At 66.5% G+C, this 25,736-nt stretch carries 27 protein-coding genes; 11 read left to right on the top strand and 16 right to left on the bottom strand.

Annotated features, from left to right (window positions below; genetic code table 11):
- Positions 1-411: 411 nt before the first annotated feature.
- Both GV792_RS17160 and GV792_RS17155 read right to left on the bottom strand, forming a co-directional pair.
- Positions 412-621 (bottom strand): DUF397 domain-containing protein, encoded by a 210-nt coding sequence (locus tag GV792_RS17160; protein ID WP_163825127.1) that lies wholly within the window; start codon positions 619-621, stop codon positions 412-414.
- A complete protein-coding gene (locus GV792_RS17155) occupies positions 618-1,508 on the bottom strand; it encodes a helix-turn-helix domain-containing protein (protein ID WP_218579957.1) in 891 nt (296 codons plus the stop codon). The genes GV792_RS17160 and GV792_RS17155 overlap by 4 nt, the downstream gene beginning before the upstream one ends.
- A gap of 290 nt (positions 1,509-1,798) precedes the next feature.
- On the opposite strand from GV792_RS17155, the gene GV792_RS17150 reads away from it, so the two are divergent.
- From GV792_RS17150 to GV792_RS17120, 7 genes are all read left to right on the top strand, one after another.
- Positions 1,799-1,984: a hypothetical protein gene (locus GV792_RS17150; protein WP_163825125.1), complete on the top strand. Its 186-nt coding sequence runs from the start codon at positions 1,799-1,801 to the stop codon at positions 1,982-1,984.
- 184 nt (positions 1,985-2,168) lie between these two features.
- A complete protein-coding gene (locus tag GV792_RS17145) occupies positions 2,169-2,363 on the top strand; it encodes a hypothetical protein (RefSeq protein WP_163825124.1) in 195 nt (64 codons plus the stop codon).
- Positions 2,364-2,604: 241 nt separating this feature from the next.
- Positions 2,605-2,982, top strand: a complete 378-nt coding sequence (locus GV792_RS17140; protein WP_163825123.1) for a hypothetical protein — start codon at positions 2,605-2,607, stop codon at positions 2,980-2,982.
- A gap of 190 nt (positions 2,983-3,172) precedes the next feature.
- Positions 3,173-3,736, top strand: a complete 564-nt coding sequence (locus tag GV792_RS17135) for a DUF3558 domain-containing protein (RefSeq protein WP_163825122.1) — start codon at positions 3,173-3,175, stop codon at positions 3,734-3,736.
- A 45-nt stretch (positions 3,737-3,781) separates the two neighbouring features.
- Positions 3,782-4,186 (top strand): hypothetical protein, encoded by a 405-nt coding sequence (locus GV792_RS17130; RefSeq protein WP_163825121.1) that lies wholly within the window; start codon positions 3,782-3,784, stop codon positions 4,184-4,186.
- Complete coding sequence (locus tag GV792_RS17125) at positions 4,186-5,550, top strand: hypothetical protein (RefSeq protein ID WP_163825120.1); 1,365 nt, start codon at positions 4,186-4,188, stop codon at positions 5,548-5,550. Before GV792_RS17130 ends, GV792_RS17125 begins: the two co-directional genes overlap by 1 nt.
- Positions 5,547-6,383, top strand: coding sequence for an ESX secretion-associated protein EspG (locus GV792_RS17120; RefSeq protein ID WP_163825119.1), 837 nt, complete (start codon positions 5,547-5,549; stop codon positions 6,381-6,383). Before GV792_RS17125 ends, GV792_RS17120 begins: the two co-directional genes overlap by 4 nt.
- Positions 6,384-6,768: 385 nt before the next feature.
- Here the strand turns inward: GV792_RS17120 and GV792_RS17115 are convergent, their stop codons facing one another.
- On the bottom strand, positions 6,769-7,437 hold the full coding sequence (locus GV792_RS17115; RefSeq protein ID WP_163825118.1) for a molybdopterin-dependent oxidoreductase: 669 nt from the start codon (positions 7,435-7,437) through the stop codon (positions 6,769-6,771).
- An 88-nt stretch (positions 7,438-7,525) separates the two neighbouring features.
- Positions 7,526-8,221, bottom strand: coding sequence for a MerR family transcriptional regulator (locus GV792_RS17110; protein WP_163825162.1), 696 nt, complete (start codon positions 8,219-8,221; stop codon positions 7,526-7,528).
- A 114-nt stretch (positions 8,222-8,335) separates the two neighbouring features.
- Here GV792_RS17110 and GV792_RS17105 point away from each other — a divergent pair, with 114 nt between their 5' ends.
- Positions 8,336-9,556, top strand: a complete 1,221-nt coding sequence (locus GV792_RS17105) for an erythromycin esterase family protein (protein ID WP_163825117.1) — start codon at positions 8,336-8,338, stop codon at positions 9,554-9,556.
- Positions 9,557-9,730: 174 nt separating this feature from the next.
- Complete coding sequence (locus GV792_RS17100) at positions 9,731-10,186, top strand: nuclear transport factor 2 family protein (RefSeq protein ID WP_163825116.1); 456 nt, start codon at positions 9,731-9,733, stop codon at positions 10,184-10,186.
- Between the two features lie 60 nt (positions 10,187-10,246).
- On the opposite strand, the gene GV792_RS17095 is transcribed toward GV792_RS17100, so the two are convergent.
- Positions 10,247-11,248: an alpha/beta fold hydrolase gene (locus GV792_RS17095; RefSeq protein WP_309138526.1), complete on the bottom strand. Its 1,002-nt coding sequence runs from the start codon at positions 11,246-11,248 to the stop codon at positions 10,247-10,249.
- A 55-nt stretch (positions 11,249-11,303) separates the two neighbouring features.
- On the opposite strand from GV792_RS17095, the gene GV792_RS17090 reads away from it, so the two are divergent.
- Positions 11,304-12,152, top strand: coding sequence for an SDR family NAD(P)-dependent oxidoreductase (locus tag GV792_RS17090; protein ID WP_163825114.1), 849 nt, complete (start codon positions 11,304-11,306; stop codon positions 12,150-12,152).
- Positions 12,153-12,186: 34 nt separating this feature from the next.
- Here GV792_RS17090 and secG read toward each other — a convergent pair whose 3' ends face one another.
- The 3 genes from secG to GV792_RS17075 form a co-directional block, all read right to left on the bottom strand.
- Complete coding sequence (gene secG / locus GV792_RS17085) at positions 12,187-12,420, bottom strand: preprotein translocase subunit SecG (protein WP_163825113.1); 234 nt, start codon at positions 12,418-12,420, stop codon at positions 12,187-12,189.
- Between the two features lie 43 nt (positions 12,421-12,463).
- Entirely contained in the window at positions 12,464-14,062 is a 1,599-nt protein-coding gene (locus GV792_RS17080; RefSeq protein WP_163825112.1) for an MFS transporter, read from the bottom strand.
- Positions 14,063-14,188: 126 nt separating this feature from the next.
- Positions 14,189-14,761, bottom strand: coding sequence for a hypothetical protein (locus GV792_RS17075; RefSeq protein WP_163825111.1), 573 nt, complete (start codon positions 14,759-14,761; stop codon positions 14,189-14,191).
- Positions 14,762-15,003: 242 nt separating this feature from the next.
- Between GV792_RS17075 and GV792_RS17070 the strand changes: the two genes are divergently transcribed.
- The gene (locus GV792_RS17070) at positions 15,004-15,801 is read left to right on the top strand and encodes an META domain-containing protein (RefSeq protein WP_163825110.1); all 798 of its coding nucleotides are present in this window, start codon (positions 15,004-15,006) and stop codon (positions 15,799-15,801) included.
- Positions 15,802-15,932: 131 nt separating this feature from the next.
- On the opposite strand, the gene tpiA is transcribed toward GV792_RS17070, so the two are convergent.
- From tpiA to GV792_RS17030, 8 genes are all read right to left on the bottom strand, one after another.
- On the bottom strand, positions 15,933-16,718 hold the full coding sequence (gene tpiA, locus GV792_RS17065) for a triose-phosphate isomerase (protein WP_163825109.1): 786 nt from the start codon (positions 16,716-16,718) through the stop codon (positions 15,933-15,935).
- Positions 16,718-17,938 (bottom strand): phosphoglycerate kinase, encoded by a 1,221-nt coding sequence (locus GV792_RS17060; RefSeq protein WP_163825108.1) that lies wholly within the window; start codon positions 17,936-17,938, stop codon positions 16,718-16,720. Before GV792_RS17060 ends, tpiA begins: the two co-directional genes overlap by 1 nt.
- Before the next feature lie 5 nt (positions 17,939-17,943).
- Positions 17,944-18,960: a type I glyceraldehyde-3-phosphate dehydrogenase gene (gene gap / locus GV792_RS17055; RefSeq protein WP_163825107.1), complete on the bottom strand. Its 1,017-nt coding sequence runs from the start codon at positions 18,958-18,960 to the stop codon at positions 17,944-17,946.
- Positions 18,961-19,326: 366 nt separating this feature from the next.
- Complete coding sequence (gene whiA, locus GV792_RS17050) at positions 19,327-20,310, bottom strand: DNA-binding protein WhiA (RefSeq protein WP_163825106.1); 984 nt, start codon at positions 20,308-20,310, stop codon at positions 19,327-19,329.
- Complete coding sequence (locus tag GV792_RS17045; protein WP_163825105.1) at positions 20,301-21,347, bottom strand: gluconeogenesis factor YvcK family protein; 1,047 nt, start codon at positions 21,345-21,347, stop codon at positions 20,301-20,303. Before GV792_RS17045 ends, whiA begins: the two co-directional genes overlap by 10 nt.
- The gene (gene rapZ, locus GV792_RS17040) at positions 21,344-22,297 is read right to left on the bottom strand and encodes an RNase adapter RapZ (protein ID WP_163825104.1); all 954 of its coding nucleotides are present in this window, start codon (positions 22,295-22,297) and stop codon (positions 21,344-21,346) included. The genes GV792_RS17045 and rapZ overlap by 4 nt, the downstream gene beginning before the upstream one ends.
- An 88-nt stretch (positions 22,298-22,385) precedes the next feature.
- On the bottom strand, positions 22,386-24,416 hold the full coding sequence (gene uvrC, locus GV792_RS17035; protein WP_163825103.1) for an excinuclease ABC subunit UvrC: 2,031 nt from the start codon (positions 24,414-24,416) through the stop codon (positions 22,386-22,388).
- Between the two features lie 175 nt (positions 24,417-24,591).
- Complete coding sequence (locus tag GV792_RS17030; protein WP_163825102.1) at positions 24,592-25,710, bottom strand: NDMA-dependent alcohol dehydrogenase; 1,119 nt, start codon at positions 25,708-25,710, stop codon at positions 24,592-24,594.
- Between the last annotated feature and the right edge of the window lie 26 nt (positions 25,711-25,736).

Here is a 25,736-nt window from a genome sequence, read left to right as displayed (position 1 = left end):
GCTGGCAGGTCGCACCTTTCACGATACGAGGTGGAGGCCGATCGCGGCCGCGATTTGCCACATCGTGTCCAGATGGGTTCCCGGCCGTTCCGACCATGAGACCAACGAGTTGCGGGGCACCGTGATGCGGCGGATTGCCGACGAGATGCCCGGCGCTGCTGAGGCCTTCGGACGGCCGCCGATGTGAGCGACCAGGTTGAGCGAGACACCCGCCTGGCCCACCAGCTGCCGCTTGTCTTCCACGTCTGAGTCGCGGAGCGCGGAGAGCTGGCCGCGGGCGAGCGCGACCCTCAGCGCGATCTCGTCGGTGCTGTTGCGCCGACGAGAAACACACGCAGGTGATCAGGACCGCGCCGCCGAGTCTGCCCGTAGCTTCGGAAGCGCGGTCTGCGATCCAGTAGTGCCCCCTGGTCAGGCGGGCCGGTCGAAGCGGCCCTGCGACACCCCCGTCAAGAACGAGTCCCACCCGCCGGGGCCGAAGACCAATGCGGGGCCGGTGGGGTTCTTCGAGTCACGCATGCCGACCATGCCGGAATCGAGATGCGCGACCTCGACGCACTCCTTGCCGGTGGTACTGCGACTGCTCTTGAACCAAACAGCACCGGCCAAATCGGTATTCACGAACGGTACTCCTTCAGTAGTGCCTCGAGCAGACCCCGAGTGTCTGGCTCGTCCAACGCTACCCGCCGAATGTCGGCGCATGCGGCCTGATACCGCCGAACCTCTTGAGGCTTCTCCAGGTAGAGGTCCCCCGTGTATCCCTCCACGTACACCACTGGTGGTTCACTCAACACCGGATTCAGGTGCTGCGGAAACTCCAGGTACACAAAGTCCTTGGATATCAGCCCAAGGTGGCTAGCGGCCGACAGCTCGACCACTCGGATCGACACGTTCGGCAGACCACACGCTTGGATGAGGTGTTCCAACTGGTCCGCCATGTCGCTCACATCGCCGATGCGGTGGCGCAGGGCTGACTCCCACAGGAGCACGTTCAGCGCAAAGCCTTCGACATCGTCGAGTCTGGCTTGGCGCTTGGTGACAAGGTCGATCTCTCGATCGCCGTCCACTTCGCGACCCTGCGAGCTGAATACCTCCCACATCGCCCGTCGGTACGCGGGGGTCTGCAAGAGCCCAGGCACAACCACCGACTGCCACGTGGTGACAGTGGAAGCGGCCCGCTCGAGATCGAGATACATCTCCACCTCAGGCACCATCGCGTCGGCGTAAGACTGCCACCACCCTTCCTTCTTGGTTTCCTCGGCCAGCCACAGCAGCTCGCGCCGATCCTCCGCGCTCGACTCATAGAGATCGCAAAGAGCGTTGATCACCATTCGCTTCACTTCACTACTGCGCCCGGACTCCAAGCGCCACAACGTCTGCGCACCCATCTGGACCTGACGTGCAGCAAGTGCACGACTCAGTTCTCGTGACTCACGCAGCTCGAGCAACCGCCTTCCGAGCACTCGGCGCGGCAGGGTCGAGGGGTTCGATTCCACTGGCACGAACATCACCTTTCGTTAGCTTCGCTCACCGTCATGTCAGTTCAAATGGAACGGTCATTTAGCTTGGAGCAACCGATCCAGGTGGATCAATTTCATTGTGCGCCAAATTCATACAGTCACTTCCGCGATCAGGCAAATCCCTTGTTTACTAGGTGAGTGCCCGGCGGTCGCAATGACAGCGCACCGCCGCCGATGCCCCTCCGCACGGTGCGCCGACGCATCGCAGAATCGATGGTTTGTTCTTACCGCCGGGCACACCCAAATTTCCCCTACCCAGAAAGTTCGAGGTGTCAACGATGTTCGATCTGCCGGTGACCCATCACCAGAGTGTGCCGATCATGACGGTCGAGAACGCCCATCAGGTGATGCAACGGCACGTCGAGTGCCTGGTCTCGGTGTGCCCGATCAAACAGCAAGCCAAGGCCCGCCTGGTCGCGGATGGACGCATGGTGCCCGCCGACCGCCCACATATGGGCTTCTGAAATCAATCACCGTGGAGGTTTCGATGCGCATGGCCCTGCCGCGACGCACCCCCGGCCAGTCCGGGGTCCCGTCGCCGAAATACCCGCCGAACTGCCCCTCCATCACCGATACTCGATCATTGACCCGACTCGCCGAGGCGCTGCGGAACTGGCAGTCCGACCCCGCGAACAGGAGCCGAGCCCGGTGAACGAGCACCCGCGCGCAGACCCCGCAACGGCGGCCCGGCTGCGCTTCCTCACACCCCGCGCCCGCCGCGCGGGCTATCACCTGATCGCCGACCCGGACGAGAACCGGTGGACGCTGCTCGACGCCACCGACGGCGTCGAGCTGTACACGGCGCACACCCTGGACGACATCGAAAGATACTTGAGCGAATAGCGCCGAGCCGGGTCCGATCGACCCGAATTCACCCCACTATTCCACTCGGAATATTCCCATCCGAATTGGCCGTCACCCGCACGGCGACAGCACTATTCGTCCGCCTCTACGGCATGCCGGTTGCGCAATTACGGCGCAACCGTTTACCGGCACGCCCCTCCCTCACTTCTCAATCGACAGACCACCCCAATTCATCATGCCCGAATCCGCCTGCCACCCGCCGGACGAACGGTCACTTTCCATGAACCACAGTCAATTCGAAATCCTCGATTTGCCAGGTCCCCCGAAACCTGCACCGGGAGAGCATCTCCCCACCCGCTCACACGCCATCGGCTACCTTCGCGCCGACCTCACCACCTACCCCGGCTTCGAACATGCCCGCCTACGCCTGATGGCCATCGCCAACGGCTATCACCTCACCCACATCCTCACAGTGCCCGGCGACGACGCCACCGCTGATCTCCTCCGCCTACTCCGCACCCTCGACCCCGGCACCACCGACGTTGTCCTGACCCCACACCCCGGCCACGTCACCCACCGACAGTCGATCGTCCTGCGGACCTTCTGCGCACTCCGCACCGGCGAGGTCCTACACCCCCGCATCGACCTCGATCGGTGACCGCCTGCCCTGCCCGCGTGACCCGGGCAGGGCAGGCACGCCTCTCTCACCCACAAACAGCCCCTACCTGCTGTTTCAGCGGCTCGTCCATAGTCCGCATCCGGATTCAGAATCAGATGGAACCGACTGCGGGCACCCTGCGTCTATATTCATGAACGGGGAAATCCGACGCCGACGCCCAGGGAGAGCTATGCGAACCGACGTCCTACGCGCCACCATGGCCGCAGCAGCCGTGGCGCTGCTCGCGGCCGGATGCGGGTCGACCACGGAGGGGGAGCCGACGGCCGCGGGGTCGGACACGGCCACGACCACCCGGAACCTGGACGAGATCGAGATCTTCAACCCGTGCTCGGAGTTGAGCGACGAGGCGCTCGGTGCAGCAGGGCTCGATCCATCGACGAAGGACGTCCTGACGGATCCACCCGAAGGGCCTTCTACCTGGCGGGTGTGCAATTGGAAACCCGCGGACCGTGGCTACCGCATAGGGGTGTTTTCCACGAGCCACACGATCGACGAGACGCGCGCAAGGGACGATCTGACCGACCTCAAGGAGGTCGTGGTCGGCCCTCGGAACGGACTGTCTTACTTCGACAGTAGCGACACCGAGCGAGAGATCTGCTACGTAGCTTTCCCCGCCGAGCAAGGCATGTTCAACGTCAGCGCATCGTGGACCCGGCTTGGCAAGCGCGATCTGGATGTATGCGCGCTCGCGCTCGAGCGCGCCGAAGATCTAGAGCCCTACCTGCCGAAATGATTGGCTCGGCAAGTCGATATCGGAGAATGCGCAGGGGACGATGTAATGAGCGATGACACTCAGGCACAGATACAGAAGTGGCAGCAACTCAAGCAGCAGGCAATCGACGGCGATCTGAAGATGGAAGACGGAATTGGTGAGGCACTCCGCGCTGCCTGCGCGGACTACATCCTCAAGCTTGACGACCTCAAAGTGAAGGCCAAGCAGCTAGAGCATCTCTCCGGTTACGGCGGCCTCCCCTCGGCTCTGCACCTCCGAGACAAGTTCCAAGCCAAGGCGGTAGCCGCCCGCTCCGACGATCCCGACGATTCCGCCGTCAAACGACTCGAAAAGCACATCGAGATCGCCCAGCTCATGCACGACACCTACGCCGCCGCGATCGGGCGACTCCAGACCACCGACCAGACGGTCGGCGCAAATGTCACAACAGCTGGAGAGGGGGCTAGCTGATGGTTCTTCCACTGATAGGTGTCGCGGTCGTGGCGGTCGGCGCCATCGCCGGCGGCGCGCAGGTGAGCCGCAACTACACCGAGTCGCAGCACAACCAAGATACCGCCGAGGGGTTGCGTAACAGCGGCACCCAGAAGTGGGACCCCGATCGGCAGATCATCAATGGCGAATGGGAGCGGCTCAAGCAGGAATATGAGGGTGCATGGGCCCCGGGTGGCGGGCCTAAAGAACCCTTCAAAACGTGGTCTCACAAGCAGATCTACGATGCGCTCAACGGCGATGGCAAGAATCCGGCCGTAGCCGAAGGTGATATCAACACCGGCGCCGACGGCTGGCGGCGGCTCACCGAGGGCACCACCACCGCGATCGAGGACTTCCGCAAGGCCGTCGACACCGCCATCAACGACAAGTGGTCGGGCAAGGCGGCCAATGCCGCTATGAACGGCACCCGCGCCTACACCGACTCGGCCAAGAAGCTCCCCAATACCTTCCAGATGGTCGCCAACGGCATCGATCTGATCCAGGGTTACCTGGGCCAGGCCAAGATGTCGGTCGCACCACCGGTCTCGGTCTCGGGATTCGACGAGTTCGTCGGCCACATCCCCATGAACGGCGTACTCAAGACGAACAAGCATCGCGCCAACGAAGCCGAAGCGCTGGCCGAAGACGTGATGATCAACGTGTATCAGCCGGGCGCTGTCGCGGTCGACGACCGCACTCCCATCCTCGCGAAACCACAGAGCCCGGTCGACGAGCACAAGCCCGAGGTCGTCGTTCCCCCGGGTGGGGTCAATCCGCCGGGCGGTGTCAATCCACCCGGCGGAGTGAACCCGGGGATCGACGAGCCGGTCACACCCGGGACCGAAGAGCCTGACGAGACGGACGACGACACCGACGACGAGCCGGAATCGACTACCCCGAGCTCGACCGACCCGTCCACCACCGCGGCCTCCGCTCTCGACTCGGCAACACCCAAGAGCTCGCTCGAAGAACCGCTCGCCCGCTCCAACCAGCCGGGTTCGAGCACCTCCGGATTCCCCGGCGGCGGCTTCCCTGGCGGAACCGGCGGTTCAGGCGGTGGCACCGGCTCCGGCGGCACACCGGGTGCGGGCCGCAGCCTCCCTGGCGGTGGCCTCGGCCAGTCGGGCGGCACAGGCGGCGCGAACGCGGCTGCCGCGAAGGCCGGCGGCATGGGCCGAGGCGGTATGCCGATGGGCATGATGCCGCCCGGCGGCGCCCGCGGTAAGGGCGGCGACGACGAAGACGAGCACAAGACCCCGGACTATCTGGTGCAGGATCGCACCACCGAACTGCTCGGTGAACAGCCGCGCGTGCTACCGCCGGGTGGAGTCATCGGGGCATGAGTGAATATCGTTGGCAGCTCGATGGTCTCGCATTCACCATCGCGCTGGAAGTGCTCGGCCGCGACCGGCTGCCGTATCCGCTGAGCTTTCGGCCCGAACTCGTCGAGCATCTCGACGATTACGAACGCATGCGCATGGAGGCGGGGCAACGGTTGCAGCGCGTCTTCGACGAGCGTTTCTACAACGCATTGTCGATTCTGCTGGAACCGCAAGTGCGCGTGGAGGTCGAAGGTTTCTACGGTCCGCAGCAGTCGCAAGTCGCGCGGGTGCACGCCGGTGTCGTCGACAACGTCGCCACCATCGCCGTCCAGCAATCGGGTCCGACCCGTGAGCACGGGCGCGACATCATCATCACCCAATGCCGGTCCACGGCGATGGCGGCCGAAATCGTCGGCAAGCTCCCCCGCTATGCGGGCGGCTCCCATCGCGCGTTCCGCGCCCGCCGCTCCGAGCTGAACCAGCCGGTCTACTCCCGGCATCCGACGCGCCTGTCCCCCGCCGAGGAGATGAACCGCTTCTTCCGCCGCCCCCGCATCGGCACTGGCGAAATCACCGTCTACCCGGGCTACACCCTCGACGCCCGCCCCACCGACGACGGCCGCGCCTTCATCTGGCTCGACTACCCCGACGACGGCCGCTACCTGCTGCACCACCACAGCACGGAGGACCTCACCGTCACGCCCGGACCACCCGACGAAATCGTCCGCCAACTCCAAGAGCGGCTACGAGCCACCGCCGCCGCCAACCGCCAACCGCAGCGAGTCCCCGATCCGGCGGAAGACGAGGACGACCTCTACTACCAGCAGCGCAACGAGCGGGGCTGGTTGGTGTAGTCCGGACCCGACCCGTCGGAGCAGCCGGAAGAGCACAGTCTCAACGACTTCGACCCGCATCGGGCAGGCAGGGATCGTTCACCAGCTCCGACGAGCAGCCGGTGCGGCGCCATGGTCAACATCCGGGAGCAGCGCTCCACATCCGGCATCAGCGCGACGACAACCTCATCCGACCATCCAGTCAATGGTTCGTCGAGCGGATCGGTGACGGCCACATGCAGGAGGGCCATTGCGCCTTCACCTCCGATTCTCCCACCGTTTCGCCGGTCAGGTACCGGGCGACTTGGGACAGAGCACGCCACAGTTCTGCCGGCCACCCCACTCCGAGCAATGCGAACCCGCGCGACTCGGGCGCCCAATCCAGCGGAGACCATCAGCGGGGGAATCACCCCGACACGCGACTCCCCCGCGCGCTCAACCTGCGAATCGGCCCGATCAGCGACCGATAGATCGGCCGCACCAATCGCCCGGACAGATGACGGTGCCGCTCCTCCTCCCACACCCTGGCCCGGGGATGCGAAGCGAGAGGTGACCATCGGTCCGGAATCGGGGGTTCGGTCGTGTGGAATTCGATGCGGCAGAGGTGCTTTGTATTGATGAAGCCGTATTGGTTGGGGCTGACCAATCGCACTGGGGCACCGTGGTCGCTGTCGAGTGGTTGCTCGTTGAGACGGTCGGCGATGAGGACATCGTCGGCCAAAACGTCGTCGAGGAGCACGATCGACCGGAATCCGTCGAGACCTTCGAAGACAACGTGGCTGATCGACGTGCCCGCCTCGATCAGCGGTTCGACCCGCGTGCGGTAGAGGATCTCGAACGGGACGCCCTCCCACAGCAGGTCGGTGGCCGACCATCCGGCGACGCAATGGAAGTCGGCCCGGATCTCGCGCCGCGGCAATGACGCGAGGTCTGCCACGGACAGCGTGATGGCTCCGTTCAGCGCCCCACCGATCTCGATCACGGGATCGGCGGGAACGTCCGGAGGTGGGTGCTGGAGATGCGTGCCGAAGCGCGGGAATCCGTCGACCGCGCGTTGGCCCGGGGGTAGTGCCATGTCGATCCTCCAAACATACGGTGCCGTATACGATGGGAGCATACACTGCGAGTACAGCGAGGTCGAGAACTGCTACTGGCCCGTCCGCCTACGCCGATTCGAGCATCGAGAGGTAGACATCGAGCCGGGCCGCGCCTGTGAGAAGAGTGCGACTGCGCGCGGTCAGGCGGTCCTGCCAGGAGCCCAGGAAGTCGGCCAGCGCGTCCGCCCCACCCGCCTCGCGCAATCGATCGAGGAACTGCGCGACCTGCGAAAGCTGGTAGCCGCCCTGGCGTAGTTGCCGGGCGATCTCGGCGTCGCGCACGTTGTCAGGACCGAATGCGCGATAGCCCGTTGCACGGTCGCGTTCGGGGTGCAGGATGCCTTCGGACTCCCACGTGCGCAGTGTCGCCGGATGCACTCCGATGCGGCGGGCGAGCTCGCCCACGGTCAACGGCCGACCAGGAACAGGAGTCGGGGTCGTGGTGGACAGAGCGCCGAGAGCTGCCGCGACCTCGGTGCGTGTGTGGCGTTCGTCGAGCAACGCGACGTGCGCGGAATCGATGAGCCGGAAGGCCGACTCGGTGTCGCCACGGTTGACCGCGCGCATGATTTCCAGCGCCCGCTGGTGTCCGTGGCCACCGCGCAATGCGAGGAATGCGCGCAGCGCCTGCGCATGCAGGGGGGTGTAGCGCCGGTAGCCGGTCTCGCTGCGTTCAGTGAGCGGCAAAATGCCTGCGTCGTCGTAGTTGCGGATCGCCTGAGCGGACAAACCATGTTCCCGGGCTAGATCGATGGGCCGCAGTGTGCACCTCCATTTGAGGCTTTCAATCAAAACCTGCTGGAAATCTCGGTAAAAGTTTCACTCGAACCTTCAAGGATACTGTCAAAGGTGGTTCCTTCCGAAAAGGGGTTTTGCATGTCTACCGCCACATCACTGCGTGAGTTCGGCCGCCAACTCGACGACGCGGCAAGCCTCGGCCAGGCTGTCGACGAACTACTCGCCGCCCGCGCCGAGCCGACGGCCCTGCTCGCCCTCGGCGAGCCGACCCACGGGATCGCCGCGTTCCCGTTGCTACGCAACGAACTGCTCGCGCATCTCGTGGAACGCGGATACCGGTCGATCGTGTTGGAGATCGATATGTTCGCCGCGTCCGTTGTCGACGACTACGTCAACGGTGCGGACACGGAGATCGACACCGTGCTCTCGACCGGGTTCAGCCACCACTTCGGCGCCATCCCGGGCAATCGCGAACTCGTCGAATGGCTTCGCGCGCACAATGCCGATCGCGCGCCACAGGATCGGGTCCGCTTCCACGGGTTCGACTCACCGGGTGATCAGACCGATATACCGAGCCCGCGGCCGGCACTGTCCGCAGTCGCCGACTACCTGCCCGCGGCGCTGCGGCCCGAGTCGGCCCGGAACCTCGACGCATTGCTGGGCGAGGACGCCGACTGGACGAATCCGGCGGCCATGTACGACCCGACAGCGTCCATCGGCACCTCCGACCGCGCTCGCGCCCTGCGCATCGTCGCCGACGACCTCGCGAGCGCGTTGCGTCGCGCGGCACCCAGCCTGCGCCCCGCGGACCCGACCGGCTACGACCTTGCTCGCGCACACGCACGCTGCGCGCTGGGCCTGCTGCGCTATCACGCCGCCATGGCGAGCCCCGGCCCCGATCGCATCGCGACCCTGCTCAGCCTGCGCGCCGAGATGATGGCCGAGAACCTGCTCGCCATCCGCGCCGAGGAGCAGCAGCGCGGGCCGAGCCTGGTGTTCGCACACAACGTGCACCTCCAGTCGGCGCAGTCCATGATGTCGGTGGGCGGGGATGTGAGCTGGTGCGGCGCAGGCGCTCTCGTCGGGCTCACACTCGGTGAGAGCTACGTCTTCGTGGCCACCGACGCCAACCCCCACAGCGAACCAGGCACCTTCCAAGGGGTATTGGCCGAAGCGACCACGGCCCGCCGCGCCCTGTTCCCCGCACAGCACCTGCGGGCCGCGCTCGACCCGTCGATCGGCACAGGCGAACCGATCGTGCCCGGTCATATCCCGTTCGGCCCGTCGAACCTGGACGGTGCCGCTGCGGTCATCTTCGTCGCCGACACCGATGGACAGCGCGTTCAGTACTGGCAGTAGTCGGACTCGACGGGGCAATAGCGGCCGTGTGCCGACCAGCGACGGCTCCGACGGGTGGTCGGCACATACCGTGCGCTTGCGCCTCGCCGATGGCCAGTGCGCACACCCCGACGGGCTCCGTCGCCGCGCCACAAGTAGTCGACGCCGATCACACGCTCAGGCATAGTCATCGGCGTGAACGACACCACCACCAGCACCACCCGCCTCATCGTCGATGAGCTGCTCCGTCGAATCGGCGGCGGTGACGCGGACGCAATCGCCGCGCTGTATGCCCCGGAAAGCGATTGGAAGCTGAATTGGCCCGACAGTGAGCATGGTCGCGCCGCAACTCCCTGGATTCGGCACCGCGCCACCCGCGCCGACGCTGCCGAGCACTACCGCGAACTCACCCGGTACCACGTGCCCGAAGAGGTCGGCACAGTGATCGAACGCATCCTGGTGGACGGCGCCGATGCGGTCATCCTCGGGGAGATCCGCCAAACCGCTCGGCCGACCGGGCGTGCCTATCGTTCGCGTTTCGCCATGCACGTCACCGTCGACGATGGCCTCATCACCCGCCACCACGTCTATGAGGACAGTCTCGCCGTCGCCCAGGCATTCGACGATCGAACAGCGAAGCCGATCGACTAGGCGAGCAGGGCAGGTCGCCGGAACCGCTGCCCAACCGACACCGACCTGCCCATTGATCAACTACGCCGAATCTGTCCGATTCTCGGCGAACGCACCGGCGACCCCGAGCTCACCCAGACTGCTGAGCAGGAAGTTGTTCACCGCATCGGCGCGCTCCAACTGGACGAGATGACCTGCGCCGTCTACCTTTTCGACGACTCGGAGGTCTGGCACATACGCGCGCATGGTGTCGAGCGGGTCGCGCCCGCTGAAACCCTCCATATCGGGATCGTTCTCCCCGTAGACGAAATACACCGGGACAGTGACCGACGCGCCCGAAAAATCGGCGGTCAGCTCCCAGTTGCGGTCGATGGCGCGGTACCAGCTCAGTCCGCCGGTGAAGCCGGTGCGTTCGAATTCCGCGGCGAGGGTGTCGAATTCGTCGGTCGAGAGCCAGCTCCACGGCAGCGCGGGCGCGGGCGGTAGCGCCTCGAGGTAGCTGATGCCCGGAGGATTCCGCCAGGTGTCGAGGTAGTGGTAGTCGCCGCTGAGGGCGTAGTACACCCGGGCCAGGAATTCGCGCGGTTGCGCGGCCAGCGCGGCATCGGCGATACCCGGTTCCCGGAAGTACTCCAAGTGCAGGAAATGCTTCTCGGCCATCCGCGACCAGTAGCTCGATGGCACACGCGGTGCGCGCGGGGTGAACGGATTGTTCAGCACCACCAGGCCGCGCACCCGCTCCGGCGCCCGCAATGCCAGCTCCCACAGCAGGGCGGCACCGAAATCCAGGCCAACGAACACGGCCTGCTCCGCGCCGATATCGTCGAGCAGCGCGAGCAGATCACCGATGACGGCCTCGTTGGTGTAGGCGTCGGCTTCGTCGGGGATGTCGGTGCGGCCGTATCCGCGCATATCCGGCGCGAGAGCATGGAAGCCTGCCTTCGCCACCGCCTCCATCTGCCGGTGCCAGACGTACCAGGTGTGCGGGAATCCGTGGCAGAACACCACCGGATAGCCCTCGCCCTGCTCCGCCACGTGCAGCCGCACGCCCTTGGTCGTTACGAACCGATGCGCTACATCCACGACAACCTCCCGAACCCTAGAACGCGTTTCAGTTTCACGGTAATGTCCCGAAACCGTGAGCGGAATACCTGCAGAACTAGACGGCCGAGTCGCGGTAGTCACCGGGGCCAGCCGCGGCATCGGTAAAGGCATCGCCCTCGAACTGGGTGCCGCCGGAGCGACGGTCTACGTCACCGGACGGTCGATCACGGCGGGCAGGCTCCCCGGCACCGTGCACGACACTGCGGCCCAGATCGACGAGCTCGGCGGCACCGGTATCCCCTATATCTGCGATCACCGCGATGACGACGCCGTCGCGCGCCTGTTCGATATGGTGCGCACCGAGCAGGGCAGGCTCGATGTGCTGGTGAACAACGTCTACAACTCCCCAGCCGCCGCCCGCTGGCTGGGTAAATCGTTCTGGGAGGTACCCCCGTCCGCATGGGACGAGACCTTCGACGTTGGCGTCCGCTCGCACTACGCCGCCAGCGTGTTCGCCGCGCCGCTGCTGCGGGAATCGGGCGGGCTGATCGTCAATATCTCCTCCCCCGGCGCCGAACGCTATATGCACAATGCCGTCTATGGCGTCGCCAAGAACGCCCTGGACCGGCTCACCGCCGATATGGCGCATGAACTCACCGATTCCGGTGTGACCGTGGTGTCGCTGTGGCCCGGAATCGTGGATACCGAGCTGCTGCAGATGATTCCCGCCGACGCCGAGGGCAAACGACAGGTCACGCTGCCCGGCGAAGGCACTTTCGATCTCAATGCGGCCGAGACGCCACGCTTCCCGGGCCGCGCTGTGGCGGCACTGGCGGCCGATCCCGACCGGAAACGGCGCACCGGCCGCGCCTTCCGCGTCGCCGACCTCGCCGACGAGTACGGGTTCACCGACATCGACGGGCGGGTGCCGCGCGCCGAGTGATCACGGCTCATTCGCGCCGCCCGCCCCGAGGCGATCAGGAGAACTTGATCTCCAGGCCGATGCCGAGGATGGCGATCAGCCAGATGAGGCCGGCGAAGATGGTGACGCGGGTGAGGTTCTTCTCCACGACGGTCGAGCCGGACAGGCTGGACTGCACACCGCCACCGAACAGGCTGGACAGACCTCCACCCTTGGCGCGGTGCAGCAGCACCAGCAGCACCAGCAGCACGCTGGTGATGATCAGGAGGATATCCAGGAACATCCGCATGGCCGACAGTCTATGCGGATGGAGTGGACTGGAACGAATCAGGTCAGCGCGGGGGCACCGCGACCAGGTGCGTGATCGTGGTCTCGTCGCCGCTGGCGAACCTGGCCACGGCGCTTTCCCTGAGCTGATCCTGCGCGGTCAACCGCACCTGATGCTGTTGCATATGTTCTGACCAGGACCGCACCACGAACGCCTCCACATACCGGTCGACGACGCCGACATCACGATAGAGCCGCCACTCCATCGCGCCGGTGCGCTGCCTGGACCTGCCGACGAACACCATCGCCGCCAAGAAATCCTCGACGTGCTCCGGCGGCACGTCGTAGGGGCGCAGCACCATGACCGGTCCGTCCGCCGGCGACGGTTCCTCCACCAGCTGCGGTTCCGGCCAGAACGCCGCGGGGGTGAGATCGAGCGCGTCGGCGTCATGGCGGATCGGCAGCCACAGGGTGCTCAGCGCACAGCAGCCGAGCAACACGGCCGCGGCCAACAGCGCCGCCACCACCCCGAACGCGCCCGCCACCAGGCCCCACACCAGCGAGCCGATGGCCTGTCCGCCCATGAACACCAGCATGTACACCGACAGCCCACGCGCCCGAACCCAACCGGGCAGTAGTAACTGCATCGTCGCGTTCAAGGTGGACAAGGCGAGCAGCCAGGCGAAGCCCGCACACACCAGAAGCAGCAGGACCGGCACCACCGCGTTCAGCAGGGCCGCGCCGACGGTCGCCACCCCGAACAACACCGCGGCGATCCCCAACTGCCGGGTCGGGGTGAGCAGCGCACGCACCCGGGACAACGCCAGCGCACCGAGGACGGCGCCGGCACCGAGCGCGCCGAGCATCAGGCCGTATCCGGAAGAGCCGAGATGTAGACCGTCACGCGCGACGACCGGCAGCAGCGCCCACAGCGCACTACCCGGCGCGATGAACAGGATCGAACGCAACAGCACGCGCCGAATCGCCGGTGCGGCTCGGATGAACCGCGTACCCGCCTGCAATGCGGCCAGCGGACGTTCACTGGGCAGCGACCGCTCGGTGGAGGGCCTGCGCCACAGGATGAGCGCGGCGACGATGGCGCCGAACGACAACGCGTTCAGGGTGAACACCAGCGTCGGCCCGGACAGCGACACCAGTACACCCGCGATGGCGGGACCCACCGCGCGCCCGATGTTCATGCTCATACTGCCGAGCGCGGCGACCGACGGAATCTGTTCGCGCGGTACCAGTTCGGGCTGGATCGCCTGCCAGGCCGGAGCCGTCAAAGCTTGACCGCAGCCGAGCAGGAACAGCAACGTCAGCAGGACCGCGGGAGTGGTGTGCCCGGTCGCCGTCGTCACCGCGAGGGTGGCCGCCAGTAACGCCATGGTGGTCTGCGCACCGAGCAGCAGCCTGCGCCGATCCACCAGATCCGCGATCACCCCGGACGGAATCGACAGCAGCATCACCGGCAATGTGGTCGCCGTCTGCACGAACGCCACCAGCGCCGCCGCATTGGGCTGATCGACCAGAATCCACTGCGCACCCACCGTTTGCATCCAGGTGCCCAGATTCGATACCAACTGCGCGATCCACAACGCCCGATACACCCGATTGCGCAGCGGCGCCCAGGTCGAGGGCGGTTTCGGTGCGGCGGTGGTCACTCGGCACAGCCTAGTCGCGGCCCCGACGGCATCTCGGCGATCACCGTGCCGGGTGGTCCGACATCGCGGTTCGCCCTCAGCTGGCCCCTCCCGTGCAGGCACGGGTTCGGCCACGACACAGATGCGTCAGCGCGCCACGGCAGGCGTCGGCGTGAGATCCGGGTCGGCCGCTATTCGGGCGGCGGTCTCGGCATCGGGTGCGTAGTAGCGGGTGCGGACTATCCACTCGCGGCGCAATTCGGGGATCACGATCTGAATGTTGTCCCACTCGGAGGCGAGGGTGGGGCTCCAGTCCATCGGCGCCTGGTCGGCGGAGAAGGCGGGGCCGTCCTTGCGCCCGGCCGAGCGGAGCAGTTCCATCGTCACACCGAGATAGTCGTTCCATCGGGCGTAGGAGGTGGCCATGGTGACCGCTGCGGGGACGTCGAGCTTCATCAGGTGCACGCCGTGTGCCCATTGGTCGAGGCCGAGCAAGCTGTTCGCGGTGTCCCGAGTCGGCCCGCGCCGCCACGCGCGGCCGGGCCAGCACCACACCGGTGCGGCTTCGTGGCAGGCGATGCCCCGGCGCTCCATTTCGGCGACCATGGCACGGTAGGCCGGACGCCAGTTCACGATCGCACGGTCCCACTCGGCGCGGTAGACGCCGTTGTCACGCACGGCCGCAACGACTTCCGGGGACTGCAAGGTCCACAATCTCATCAGCGAGCATCCGTTTCGAGCGTCGATGCAACCGTCGAATCCGCACCCACCGGCTTCCTCCCCTGATCCCGTCATCGGACAGAAGACATACGGTACGGCCGATATTCGCAGGCGTCACCTGGTTTTCGGTGTTGTCGGCGTGCAGTTGGCAGCGCCGCCCGGTGTGTGAGTCGGCGACGCCGACGGCACCCGACGGTCGGCGAATCCTGAGCCGGCGGGCCGCCCGCCGGTAGGATCGCAACATGTCGGCAAACCTGATCCGGTTCGGAGCGGCGCTGCTGCTCACCCTCGCGGCCGCCACGGCCTGTGCGAACGACGACGACGCCGAACCGGCCGATCCCCCGCCGACGCCGATGGGCCACACCTACATCTCCACCGAGGTCGAGGGCACTCCCATCCCCGGAGGCGGCCCGCTGACGCTCGCCTTCGCCGACGACCGCCTCTCCGCATCCGCGGGCTGCAATACCCATAACGGCGCTGTCGTGCTCGACGGCAACACCATGAAGGTGTCCGGTCTGGCCAGCACCCTCATGGCATGTCCCGGCGACAAGATGGACGCCGATCAATGGCTCAGCGATCTGCTCAACGCCTCCCCCACCTGGCGCCTGGATGACTCTCGGCTCACCCTGGAGGGCAACAACACCACGGTGGTGATGATGGACAAGAGGGTCCTCATGCCCGACCGCCCGCTGCGCGGCACCCCCTGGGTCGTCAACGCACTGCTCACCCCCGACGCCCAGATCCACTCGCAGAAGATCGACGAACTCCAGCCCAGTTTCACCATCGCCGAGGACGGCACCCTCACCGGCTTCGCCGGCTGCAACCGCATGACCGGCCAGGCGGCGATCACCGAAACCCCCGAAGGCGCCGACATCACATTCGCCGTCGCCACCACCAAGATGATGTGCGATCCCGAGACCATGGAAGTCGAACAGGCTGTCCTGACCGCCCTCGACGGCACCGCCCAGGCCACCGTCGACGCCGACGAACTCACCCTGCGCAACCCCAACGGCCACGGGCTGATGCTGCGGGCGCAGTAACGCCCACCGGACAGTAGTCAGCTGGTCACTGGGGCGCAGGCAGTCGATGCCGTGTGGTGAGCCAGGTGGTGATGTGGATGACTGAGGCCCACCGGGATCGGAATCCCGGTGGGCCTCGAGTCGTTACCCGATCAGGGCAGCGGGCCGCCTGCGGCGATGGCCGACAGGGTGGCGAACTCGTCACCCTTGAGGGAGGCTCCGCCGACCAGAGCGCCGTCGATATCGGTCTGGGAGACCAGTTCTCCGACGTTCTTGGCGTTCACCGAACCGCCGTAGAGCACCCGCACCGACGCCGCCACCTCGGGTGAGGCCAGCTCCGCCAGCTCGCCGCGGATGGCACCGCACACTTCCTGCGCATCGGCGGGAGTGGCGACCTTACCGGTGCCGATGGCCCAGACCGGCTCATAGGCGATGACGATCTTCGAGATCTCCTCGGCCGTCAGGCCTTTGAGCGAACCACGCAGCTGCTCGAGGTTGTACTCGACGTGGGTCTTCGCCTCGCGGACGTTGAGACCCTCGCCGATGCACACGATCGGAGTGATCCCGTGCTTCAGCGCCTGCTTGGCCTTGGCTAGCACGATGGCGTCGTCCTCGTTGTGGTACTGCCTGCGCTCGGAGTGCCCGACGACCACGAAGCTGCAGCCGAGCTTGGCCAGCATGGACGCGCTGATCTCGCCGGTGTAGGCGCCCTCGTCGTGCACGGACACGTCCTGCGCGCCGAAGGTGATCCGCAGCTTGTCACCCTCGATGAGGGTCTGCACGCTGCGGATATCGGTGAACGGCGGGACGACGGTGACATCGACCTTGTCGAAGTACTTGTCCGGCAGGGCGAAGGCGATCTTCTGCACCAGAGCGATGGCCTCGAGGTGATTGAGGTTCATCTTCCAGTTGCCCGCGATGAGCGGCGTACGAGCCATTACGCGTCCTCCTCCAGCACACTGATACCGGGGAGTTCCTTGCCCTCGAGGTACTCCAGCGACGCACCGCCACCGGTCGAGATGTGCGAGAAACCGTCCTCCGGCAGCCCGAGCGTGCGCACGGCCGCGGCCGAGTCACCACCACCGACGACAGTGAACGCGCCCTTGCCGGTCGCGGTCACGATCGCCTCGGCGACACCACGGGTACCCGCGGCGAAGTTGTCGAACTCGAACACGCCCATCGGGCCGTTCCAGAACACCGTCTTCGCCTCGGTCAGCAGCGCCGCGAACCGGTCCACCGACTCCGGGCCGATATCCAGACCCATCCAGCCGTCCGGAATCTCGTTGGACGGAACGACCTTCGAATCGGCGTCAGCGGCGAACTTGTCCGCCGCCACGATGTCACGAGGCAGGTGGATGACGTCGGCGAAACGCTCCAACAGCTGCTTGCAGGTGTCGATCATCTCCTCCTGCAGCAGCGAGGAACCCACCGGAAGCCCCTGTGCGGCAAGGAAGGTGAAGCACATGCCACCGCCGATGACGAGAGTGTCGACCTTGGGGGCCAGCGCCTCGATCACCGCGAGCTTGTCCGAGACCTTCGAACCACCGAGCACGACCGCGTACGGACGCTCGGGGTTCTCGGTCAGCTTGGCCAGCACATCGACCTCGGCGGCGACCAGCGTTCCCGCGTAATGCGGCAGCTGCTTCGCCACGTCGTACACCGACGCCTGCTTGCGGTGCACCACACCGAAGCCGTCGGAGACGAACGCGCCGTCATCGCCGACCAGCTCCACCAGCGCCGCGGCCAGCTTGGCGCGCTGCGCGTCGTCCTTGCTGGTCTCACGCGGATCGAAGCGGATGTTCTCCAGCATGAGCACATCGCCGTCGGTGAGGCCCTCCGAACGCGCGAGCGCGTCCTGACCCACCACATCACCGGCGAGCTGGACGTTGCGGCCCAGCTCGTCGGCCAGGCGCGCGGCGACCGGCGCCAGCGACAGTGCCGGATCCGGTTCGCCCTTGGGCCGGCCCAGATGGGCGGTCACGACCACCTTGGCGCCGGCCTCGACCAGCGCCTTGATGGTGGGCACCGAGGCCAGGATGCGGCCGGCGTCGGTGATCTCACCGTTGTCGTCGAGGGGAACGTTCAGGTCGGAGCGCACCAGCACGCCCCGACCTTCGACACCCTCGCTCAGCAGGTCTGCGAGTGTCTTGACAGCCATCTGCGTCAGAGCGACTTGCCGACGACGCCGATGAGGTCCGCGAGGCGGTTGGAGTAGCCCCACTCGTTGTCGTACCAGGACACGACCTTCACCTGGTTGTCGATGACCTTGGTCAGCGGCGCGTCATAGATCGACGAATGCGGATCGGTGACGATGTCGCTGGACACGATCGGGTCCACGTTGTACTTCAGGATGCCCTTCAGCGGGCCCTCCGCGGCAGCCTTGAACGCCGCGTTGATCTCCTCGATGGAGGCGGGCTTGGCCAGGGTCGCGGTCAGGTCGGTGACCGAGCCGGTCGGGACCGGCACACGCAGCGCGTAGCCGTCGAGCTTGCCCTGCAGCTCGGGCAGCACCAGGCCGATGGCCTTGGCCGCACCGGTGCCGGTGGGCACGATGTTGAGGGCGGCGGCGCGGGCGCGACGCAGATCCTTGTGGGGCGCGTCCTGCAGGTTCTGGTCCTGGGTGTACGCGTGGATCGTGGTCATCAGGCCCTGGACGATGCCGAACTCGTCGTTGAGCACCTTGGCCAGCGGGCCGAGGCAGTTCGTGGTGCACGAGGCGTTGGAGATGATGTTCTGGCTGCCGTCGTACTTGTCGTCGTTGACGCCCATCACGATGGTGATGTCCTCGCCGGAGGCCGGCGCGGAGATGATGACCTTCTTGGCACCCGCGGCCAGGTGGCCCTTGGCCTTGGCCGAGTCGGTGAAGATGCCGGTGGACTCGACGACGATGTCCACGCCGAGGTCGCCCCACGGCAGGGCCGACGGGCCCTCCTTGATGGCCAGCGCCTTGATCCGCTGGTCACCGACGACAATGGTGTCGCCGTCGACGGACACGTCCTGGGGCAGACGACCCAGGATCGAGTCGTACTTCAGCAGCGTCGCCAGGGTGTTGATGTCGGTGAGGTCGTTGACCGCGACGATCTCGATGTCGGTGGTGCCGAGCGCCTTCTGCGCCTCGACCGCCCTGAAGAAGTTACGGCCGATACGACCGAAGCCGTTGATGCCTACCCGGACAGTCACGTTATCGCTCCTCAGCTTTCAAGCGGATTCATTCCGTCGCCACCTACAGTAGTGCCCGGCCGTAACCTCACAGACACGCACCTCACGATTTGAAGCCCGGTGGTGGTGCGTATCTTTGTTGCCAACAGCAGCACCGGAAAGTCGGCATCCACCCTGGTTACCGGCCGGTATACACCGGTTCGCCGAGCGTGCACCCCCTCACGCATCGACCCCGCAGTGGCCGAACATCCCGGTTCGCCCCGCCCGGAGGCTCCGGCAGGGACGCCCACCGAACCAGCGCGCAAACGGCCCGGCACACGCCTGGCAGCCGTCACCGACCACGCACGCCGACTGAACCGGGCCGGTCGAATCGACCGGCCCGACGGCTCAGGCCTCGTCGAGCAGTTCCGCGGTGACCGCCGACTCGGTATCGGGCACACCCAATTCCTTGGCCCGGCGATCTGCCATCGATAGCAGCCGCCGGATACGGCCGGCCACAGCGTCTTTGGTCATCGGCGGATCGGCCAGCTGACCGAGTTCCTCGAGCGAGGCCTGCCGGTGCTGCACGCGCAACTTGCCCGCGGCGGCCAAATGGTCGGGCACATCGTCGGCCAGTATGTCCAACGCACGCTCCACGCGGGCAGCGGCGGCGACGGCGGCACGGGCCGAGCGACGCAGGTTGGCGTCGTCGAAGTTGGCCAGCCGGTTCGCGGTGGCGCGGACCTCCCTGCGCATCCGGCGCTCTTCCCAGGTGAGCCTGGTGTCCTGTGCGCCCATCCTGGTGAGCAGGGCACCGATGGCCTCGCCGTCACGCACCACCACGCGGTCGGTGCCGCGGACCTCGCGCGCCTTGGCCGAGATGCCGAGCCGCCGAGCCGCGCCCACCAGCGCCAGCGCCGCCTCTGGGCCGGGGCAACTCACCTCGAGCGCCGAGGAACGACCCGGTTCGGTGAGCGAGCCGTGCGCGAGAAACGCACCGCGCCAAGCGGCTTCGGCATCGCCGACACTGCCACCGACCACCTGGGCCGGCAGCCCGCGTACCGGACGGCCGCGCACATCGAGCAGACCGGTCTGACGGGCCAGCGCTTCGCCCTCCTTCGACACTCGCACCACATAGCGCGAAGTCTTGCGGAGCCCGCCGGCACCGAGTACATGCACGTCGGAGCCGTATCCGTAGAGCTCGAAGATTTCCCGCCGTAGCCTGCGCGCGATGGAGCCCATGTCCACCTCGGCTTCGACGATCACTCGCCCGCCGACGATGTGCAGTCCACCGGCGAAGCGCAGCAGGGCGGACAGTTCCGCCTTGCGCGAACTCACCTGGGACACCGCGAGCCTGCTCAGCTCGTCCTTCACTTCGGCTGTCATCGCCACGAGACGCGCTCCTTTCCACCCAACCCGGACCGCACATCCTGACCCATGTGCCGTCCCTCGACTCGAAGCCCTGACATTTGCGGCCGAGGTTCCCGGATCAGTCGATCCAGTGCGGCGGCAAGCTTTCCGGGATGGTGCCGGTCCGTTCCCGCGTCGGCGACATCGGAAAAGACTACCCGCGCTCGCAACTGTTCGGCCGCTCTTGCCACATGTTCGCGCTCCCTGCCCTCGGGCACGCATCCGGAATCGACCAGGACATCATCGACTGCGAAATCCGGTGCGTGCTGGGACAATACATGCAAATGGCGTTCGGCGGAGAATCCTGCCGTCTCGCCCGGCTCGGCGGCCAGATTCAGCACGAGCACTTTGCGCGCCCTGGTGTAGACCAGCGCGTCGCGCAGTTCGGGGACGAGCACGTGCGGGATCACGCTGGTGAACCAGGAACCGGGGCCGAGCACCACCACATCGGCGTGTTCGACCGCTGAGGTGGCCTCCGGGCTCGCGGGCGGATCCGAGGGGATCAACCGCACCCGACGCACCTTGCCCGGCGTCGTCGCCACCGCCACCTGGCCGCGAATGCACCGGCTGACGCGCGGGTCGGCCTCCAGGCCGGACACGTCGGCTTCGATGTCGAGCGCGATCGGCGACATGGGCAGCACCCGCCCCGTGACGCCGAGCAGCGCCGCCACCTGGTCAAGGGCTGCCACCGGGTCACCGAGGACTTCGGTGAGCCCGGCCAGGATCAGGTTGCCGACCGAATGCCCGGCCAGTGCGCCGGTGCCACCGAATCGGTGTTGCACCGTGCGCGTCCACACACCCTCGCCGTCGGCGGCCAACGCTGCCAGCGCCATACGCAGATCACCGGGCGGCGGAACACCCAGCTCGGCGCGCAATCTGCCGGAGGACCCACCGTCGTCGGCGACGGTGACCACCGCGCTGATTCGCGTGGTCAGCCGCCGCACCGCCGTCAGCGTCGCGTACAAACCGTGCCCGCCACCGAGCGCGACGATGGCGGGGTTGGTGTCCCAGCCCGTCATTCGCGCCCCAGATCCCGATGGACCACCCGCACCACATCCACGGCACCGTCGGAGTCGGTCCGCATCGTTTCGCCAAGCGCTTCGGCGATCGCCACGCTGCGGTGCCTGCCGCCGGTGCACCCCACTGCCACCGTCATGTATCGCTTCCCCTCTTGGCGGTAACCGTTCGTGACCAGGTCGAGCAGGTGGTGGCAGGTACGCAGATAGTCGTCCGCACCGTGGCGCGACAGCACGTACTCGCTGACCACCGACTCCTGGCCAGAATGTTCCCGCAGTTCCGGTATCCAATGTGGATTGGGCAGAAAACGCACATCCAACACCATGTCCGCGTCCAGCGGTACTCCGTACTTGAAACCGAACGACTGCACCGTCAGCTGCAGCGCGGCAGAGGCACCGCCACCGTAGGCTTCCTCCAGCTTGCGGTGCAGCTGATGAATGGACAGCTCGGTGGTGTCGATGACCAGATCGGCGGCAGCCTTCACCGCGGACAGGCGAATCCGTTCGGCGGCGATACCCGCGGACAAGGTGCCGTCGGCGCTCTCGCTCTGCAACGGGTGTCGGCGCCGGGCGAACCCGAACCGGCGGATGAGCACATCGTCGGAAGCCTCCAGGAACAGCACCCTCGTCCGCACGCCACGCTCACGAAGCTGCTCGGTGACCACCGACAGATCGCCGGTGAAGAAACGGCTGCGCACATCCATGACCAGGGCCAGCCGCCGGATCGGCGGCTCCGCGGCGGCACCGAGCTCGACCATGCGCCCGATCAGTTCGGGCGGCAGGTTGTCGGTGACATACCAGCCGAGGTCCTCGAGCACCTTCGCCGCGGTGCCGCGGCCCGCTCCGGACAGGCCGGTCACCAGGACGACCTCTACCTGCGCACCGGCGGGCCCGCCGCGCGCTGCGGCGGGCCCGGGGGCACGGCCGCTGCTGTTCGATTCGACGCGTGTCATGTACCACCGGATCTGTTGTCTTGGGTGCCTCTCGATCATCGCGCACCGGATTCGGTATCCGGCGCATACACAACGTACGCGAACTCGGCTAATCTCCGCGCAACGCGGCCAGCACCGCCTGTGCCGTCGCCACACCGATGCCGGGTACCTCGGTGATCTCCTCGACCGTTGCCTCCTTCAGTTTGGCGACCGATCCGAAGTGCGTGACCAGCGCGGTTCGCCGTGCCGCACCCAACCCGCGCACCGAATCCAGCGCGGACGCCGTCATCCGGCGGGAGCGTTTGCTGCGGTGGAAGGTGATGGCGAACCGGTGGGCCTCGTCACGTACCCGTTGCAGCAGGTACAGCGCCTCACTGGTGCGCGGCATGATCACCGGGTCCGGATCGTTGGGCACCCACACCTCCTCGAGGCGTTTGGCCAGGCCGATCACCGCGACATCGGTGATACCGAGTTCGTCGAGCACCTCGGCGGCCGCCGCAACCTGGGGTGCGCCGCCGTCGACGACGTAGAGGTTGGGCGGGTAGGCGAACTTGCGCGGCTTGCCGGTCTTGGGATCGATCCCGGGCAGCGTGGTGTGCTCCTCGTCGCCCTCGGGTGGCTCAGCGGATGCCTCGGATGCGATGGGAGTGTCGAGCTCGACGCGTTCGGCGGCGTCACGCTCCCGGCGCAGCCGACCGAACCTGCGCCTGGTGACCTCGGCGATACTGCCGACGTCATCGGATCGGCCGTCGCCGGCGGCTTCCTTGATGGTGTAGTGCCGGTACTCCGATTTGCGCGGCAGACCGTCCTCGAACACCACCAGCGACCCGACCACATCGGTGCCCTGGACATGGCTGATATCGACACATTCGATGCGCAGCGGGGCGGTATCGAGGTCGAGAGCGTCCTGGATGTCCTGGAGCGCGGCCGATCTGGAGGTCAGATCGCCTGCCCGGCGCAGCTTGTGCTGAGCCAGCGCCTCCTTGGCGTTGCGCTGCACGGTCTCGGCCAGCGCCTTCTTGTCGCCGCGGCGCGGCACCCGCACCTGCACCGCCGAACCGCGCAACTGCGACAACCACTGCTGCACCTGGTCCACATCGGCGGGAAGGTCGGGGACCAGCACTTCACGCGGCACCACGGTGGCCGACTGCTCCTCGGCGCCCTGTGCGGCGACAGCGGCCTGTTCACCGTAGAACTGGGTGAGGAACTGCTCGACCAGCGCGCCCATCTCGCCGCCCGCCTCGGGGACGTCGACGGCGTCGCCGGACTTGTCGACCACCCAGCCGCGTTGGCCGCGCACCCTGCCATCACGCACGTGGAAGATCTGTACCGCCACCTCGAGCTCGTCGGTGGCGAAGGCGATCACATCGGCGTCGGTGCCGGTGCCGAGCACCACGGCCTGCTTCTCCAGTGCCCGGCGCAGCGCCTGCACATCGTCGCGCAGGCGGGCGGCGGTCTCGAAGTCGAGGTCCGAGGCCGCGTCGTGCATGCGCCGTTCCAGTTCACGGACCATGCGATCGGTGCGCCCGGCGAGGAAGTCGCAGAAGTCGTCGACGATGCGCCGGTGTTCCTCGGCGTCGACCCGGCCGATGCACGGCGCCGAGCATTTGTCGATATAACCGAGCAGGCAGGGACGTCCGATCTGACTGTGCCGCTTGAACACTCCGTTCGAGCAGGTGCGCGCCGGGAACACCCGCAGCAGCAGATCGAGGGTCTCCCGGATCGCCCAGGCGTGGGCGTAGGGGCCGAAGTAGCGCACCCCCTTCTTGCGCGCCCCGCGGTAGACGAACAGCCGCGGATACTCCTCGTTCAGAGTGACAGCCAGGACCGGGTACGACTTGTCGTCGCGGTAGCGGACGTTGAATCGCGGATCGAATTCCTTGATCCAGTTGTATTCCAGCTGCAGCGCCTCGACCTCGGTGGACACCACCGTCCACTCGACACTTGCCGCGGTGGTCACCATCTGGCGGGTGCGTGGGTGTAGCGAGGCGACATCGGCGAAGTAGGAGTTCAATCGGGAACGCAGGCTCTTGGCCTTGCCGACATAGATGACGCGACGATGGGAATCCCGGAACTTGTACACACCGGGTTCGACGGGAATCGTGCCCGGCTTCGGCCGGTACGTCGCGGGATCTGGCACCCACCCAGCCTATCGACGGCCTCCGACAATCCGCCCGCGGGAGCGGGTCCGTGGCACCCGGTGTGAGTCCGGAACCGATCCGGCCGCTCGGTGCCTGCTCCCACAGGCATGACAACCGACCGCAACGACAGACGGCCGGATGCCCTGCGGGCACCCGGCCGTGCGAATCCGCTGGTCAGTCGGTGCCGTCGTGGATGACCACGCCGCGGATGTTCTTCCCGTCGCGCAGATCCTGATAGCCCTGGTTGATGTCCTCGAGCCGGTACTTCGTAGTGACCAGATCATCGAGATTCAACTGGCCCGCGTCGTAGAGGCGCAGCAGCCGCACGATGTCGTACTGCGGATTCGCCGAGCCGAACAGGGTTCCCTTGATCGTCTTCTCGTTGAGCGTCAGCATCGCGCCCGACACATGGACGGTGGCCTTGGCCGGGTCGGCGAGGCCGGTGATCACCACCGTGCCGCCCTTGCCGACGATATCGAATGCGGCCGATACCACGTCCTCGGTGACGGTGCCGACGGTGATGATGGCCTGATCGGCGCCCTGGCCCCAGGACAGTTCGGCCACCTTCGCCGCAGCCTCGTCGGCGGAGGCGAAGGCGTGCGTGGCGCCCATCTTCAGTGCGGTCTCTCGTTTGAAGGACACCGGGTCGATCACCACAACGTACTTCGCGCCACTGTGTACCGCGCCCTGGACGGCATTGATGCCGAGCCCGCCGATCCCGTAGACGACGGTGATGTCACCGACGCGCACATTGCCGGCGTAGGTCGCGCTGCCCCAGCCCGAGGGCACACCGCAGCCGACCAGGACCGCGGTCTCCAACGGAAGCCATTCGTCGACCTTGACGACCGAGTGTTCGGAGATGGTGGCCCGCTCGGCGAAGGTGCCCAGCATGCACATGGCGCCGAAATCCATTCCGTTGCCGTGGAATCGGTAGGTGCCGTCGGGCATGCATCCGTCCAGGATGGTGGCACCCATATCGCAGAGATTCTGCCTGCCGGTGGAACAGTAGCGGCAGTGCCCGCAGTTCGGGATGAAGCTGCACACCACATGATCGCCGGGCTTGACCTTGGTGACGCCAGGACCGATGTCCTCGATGACGCCGGCGCCTTCGTGCCCACCGACGATCGGATAGCGCGGCGGAAGATCACCGTCGGTCAGATGCAGATCGGAATGGCACAGTCCGGCGGCGGTGTAGCGGATCAGTACTTCGCCCGGGCCCGGCCCGTCGAGATCGAGTTCCATGAGCTCGAAGGGCTTGCTCGCGTCGAGAAGAACGGCTGCGGTGGTTTTCACGTCAGACTCCCAAATAAAGACGGTCG

It is taken from the genome of Nocardia cyriacigeorgica, from assembly GCF_010868145.1.
Lineage (GTDB): Bacteria > Actinomycetota > Actinomycetes > Mycobacteriales > Mycobacteriaceae > Nocardia > Nocardia cyriacigeorgica_D.
Note: the sequence above shows the minus strand (reverse complement) of the source record. Positions and strands in the feature narration are given on the sequence as shown.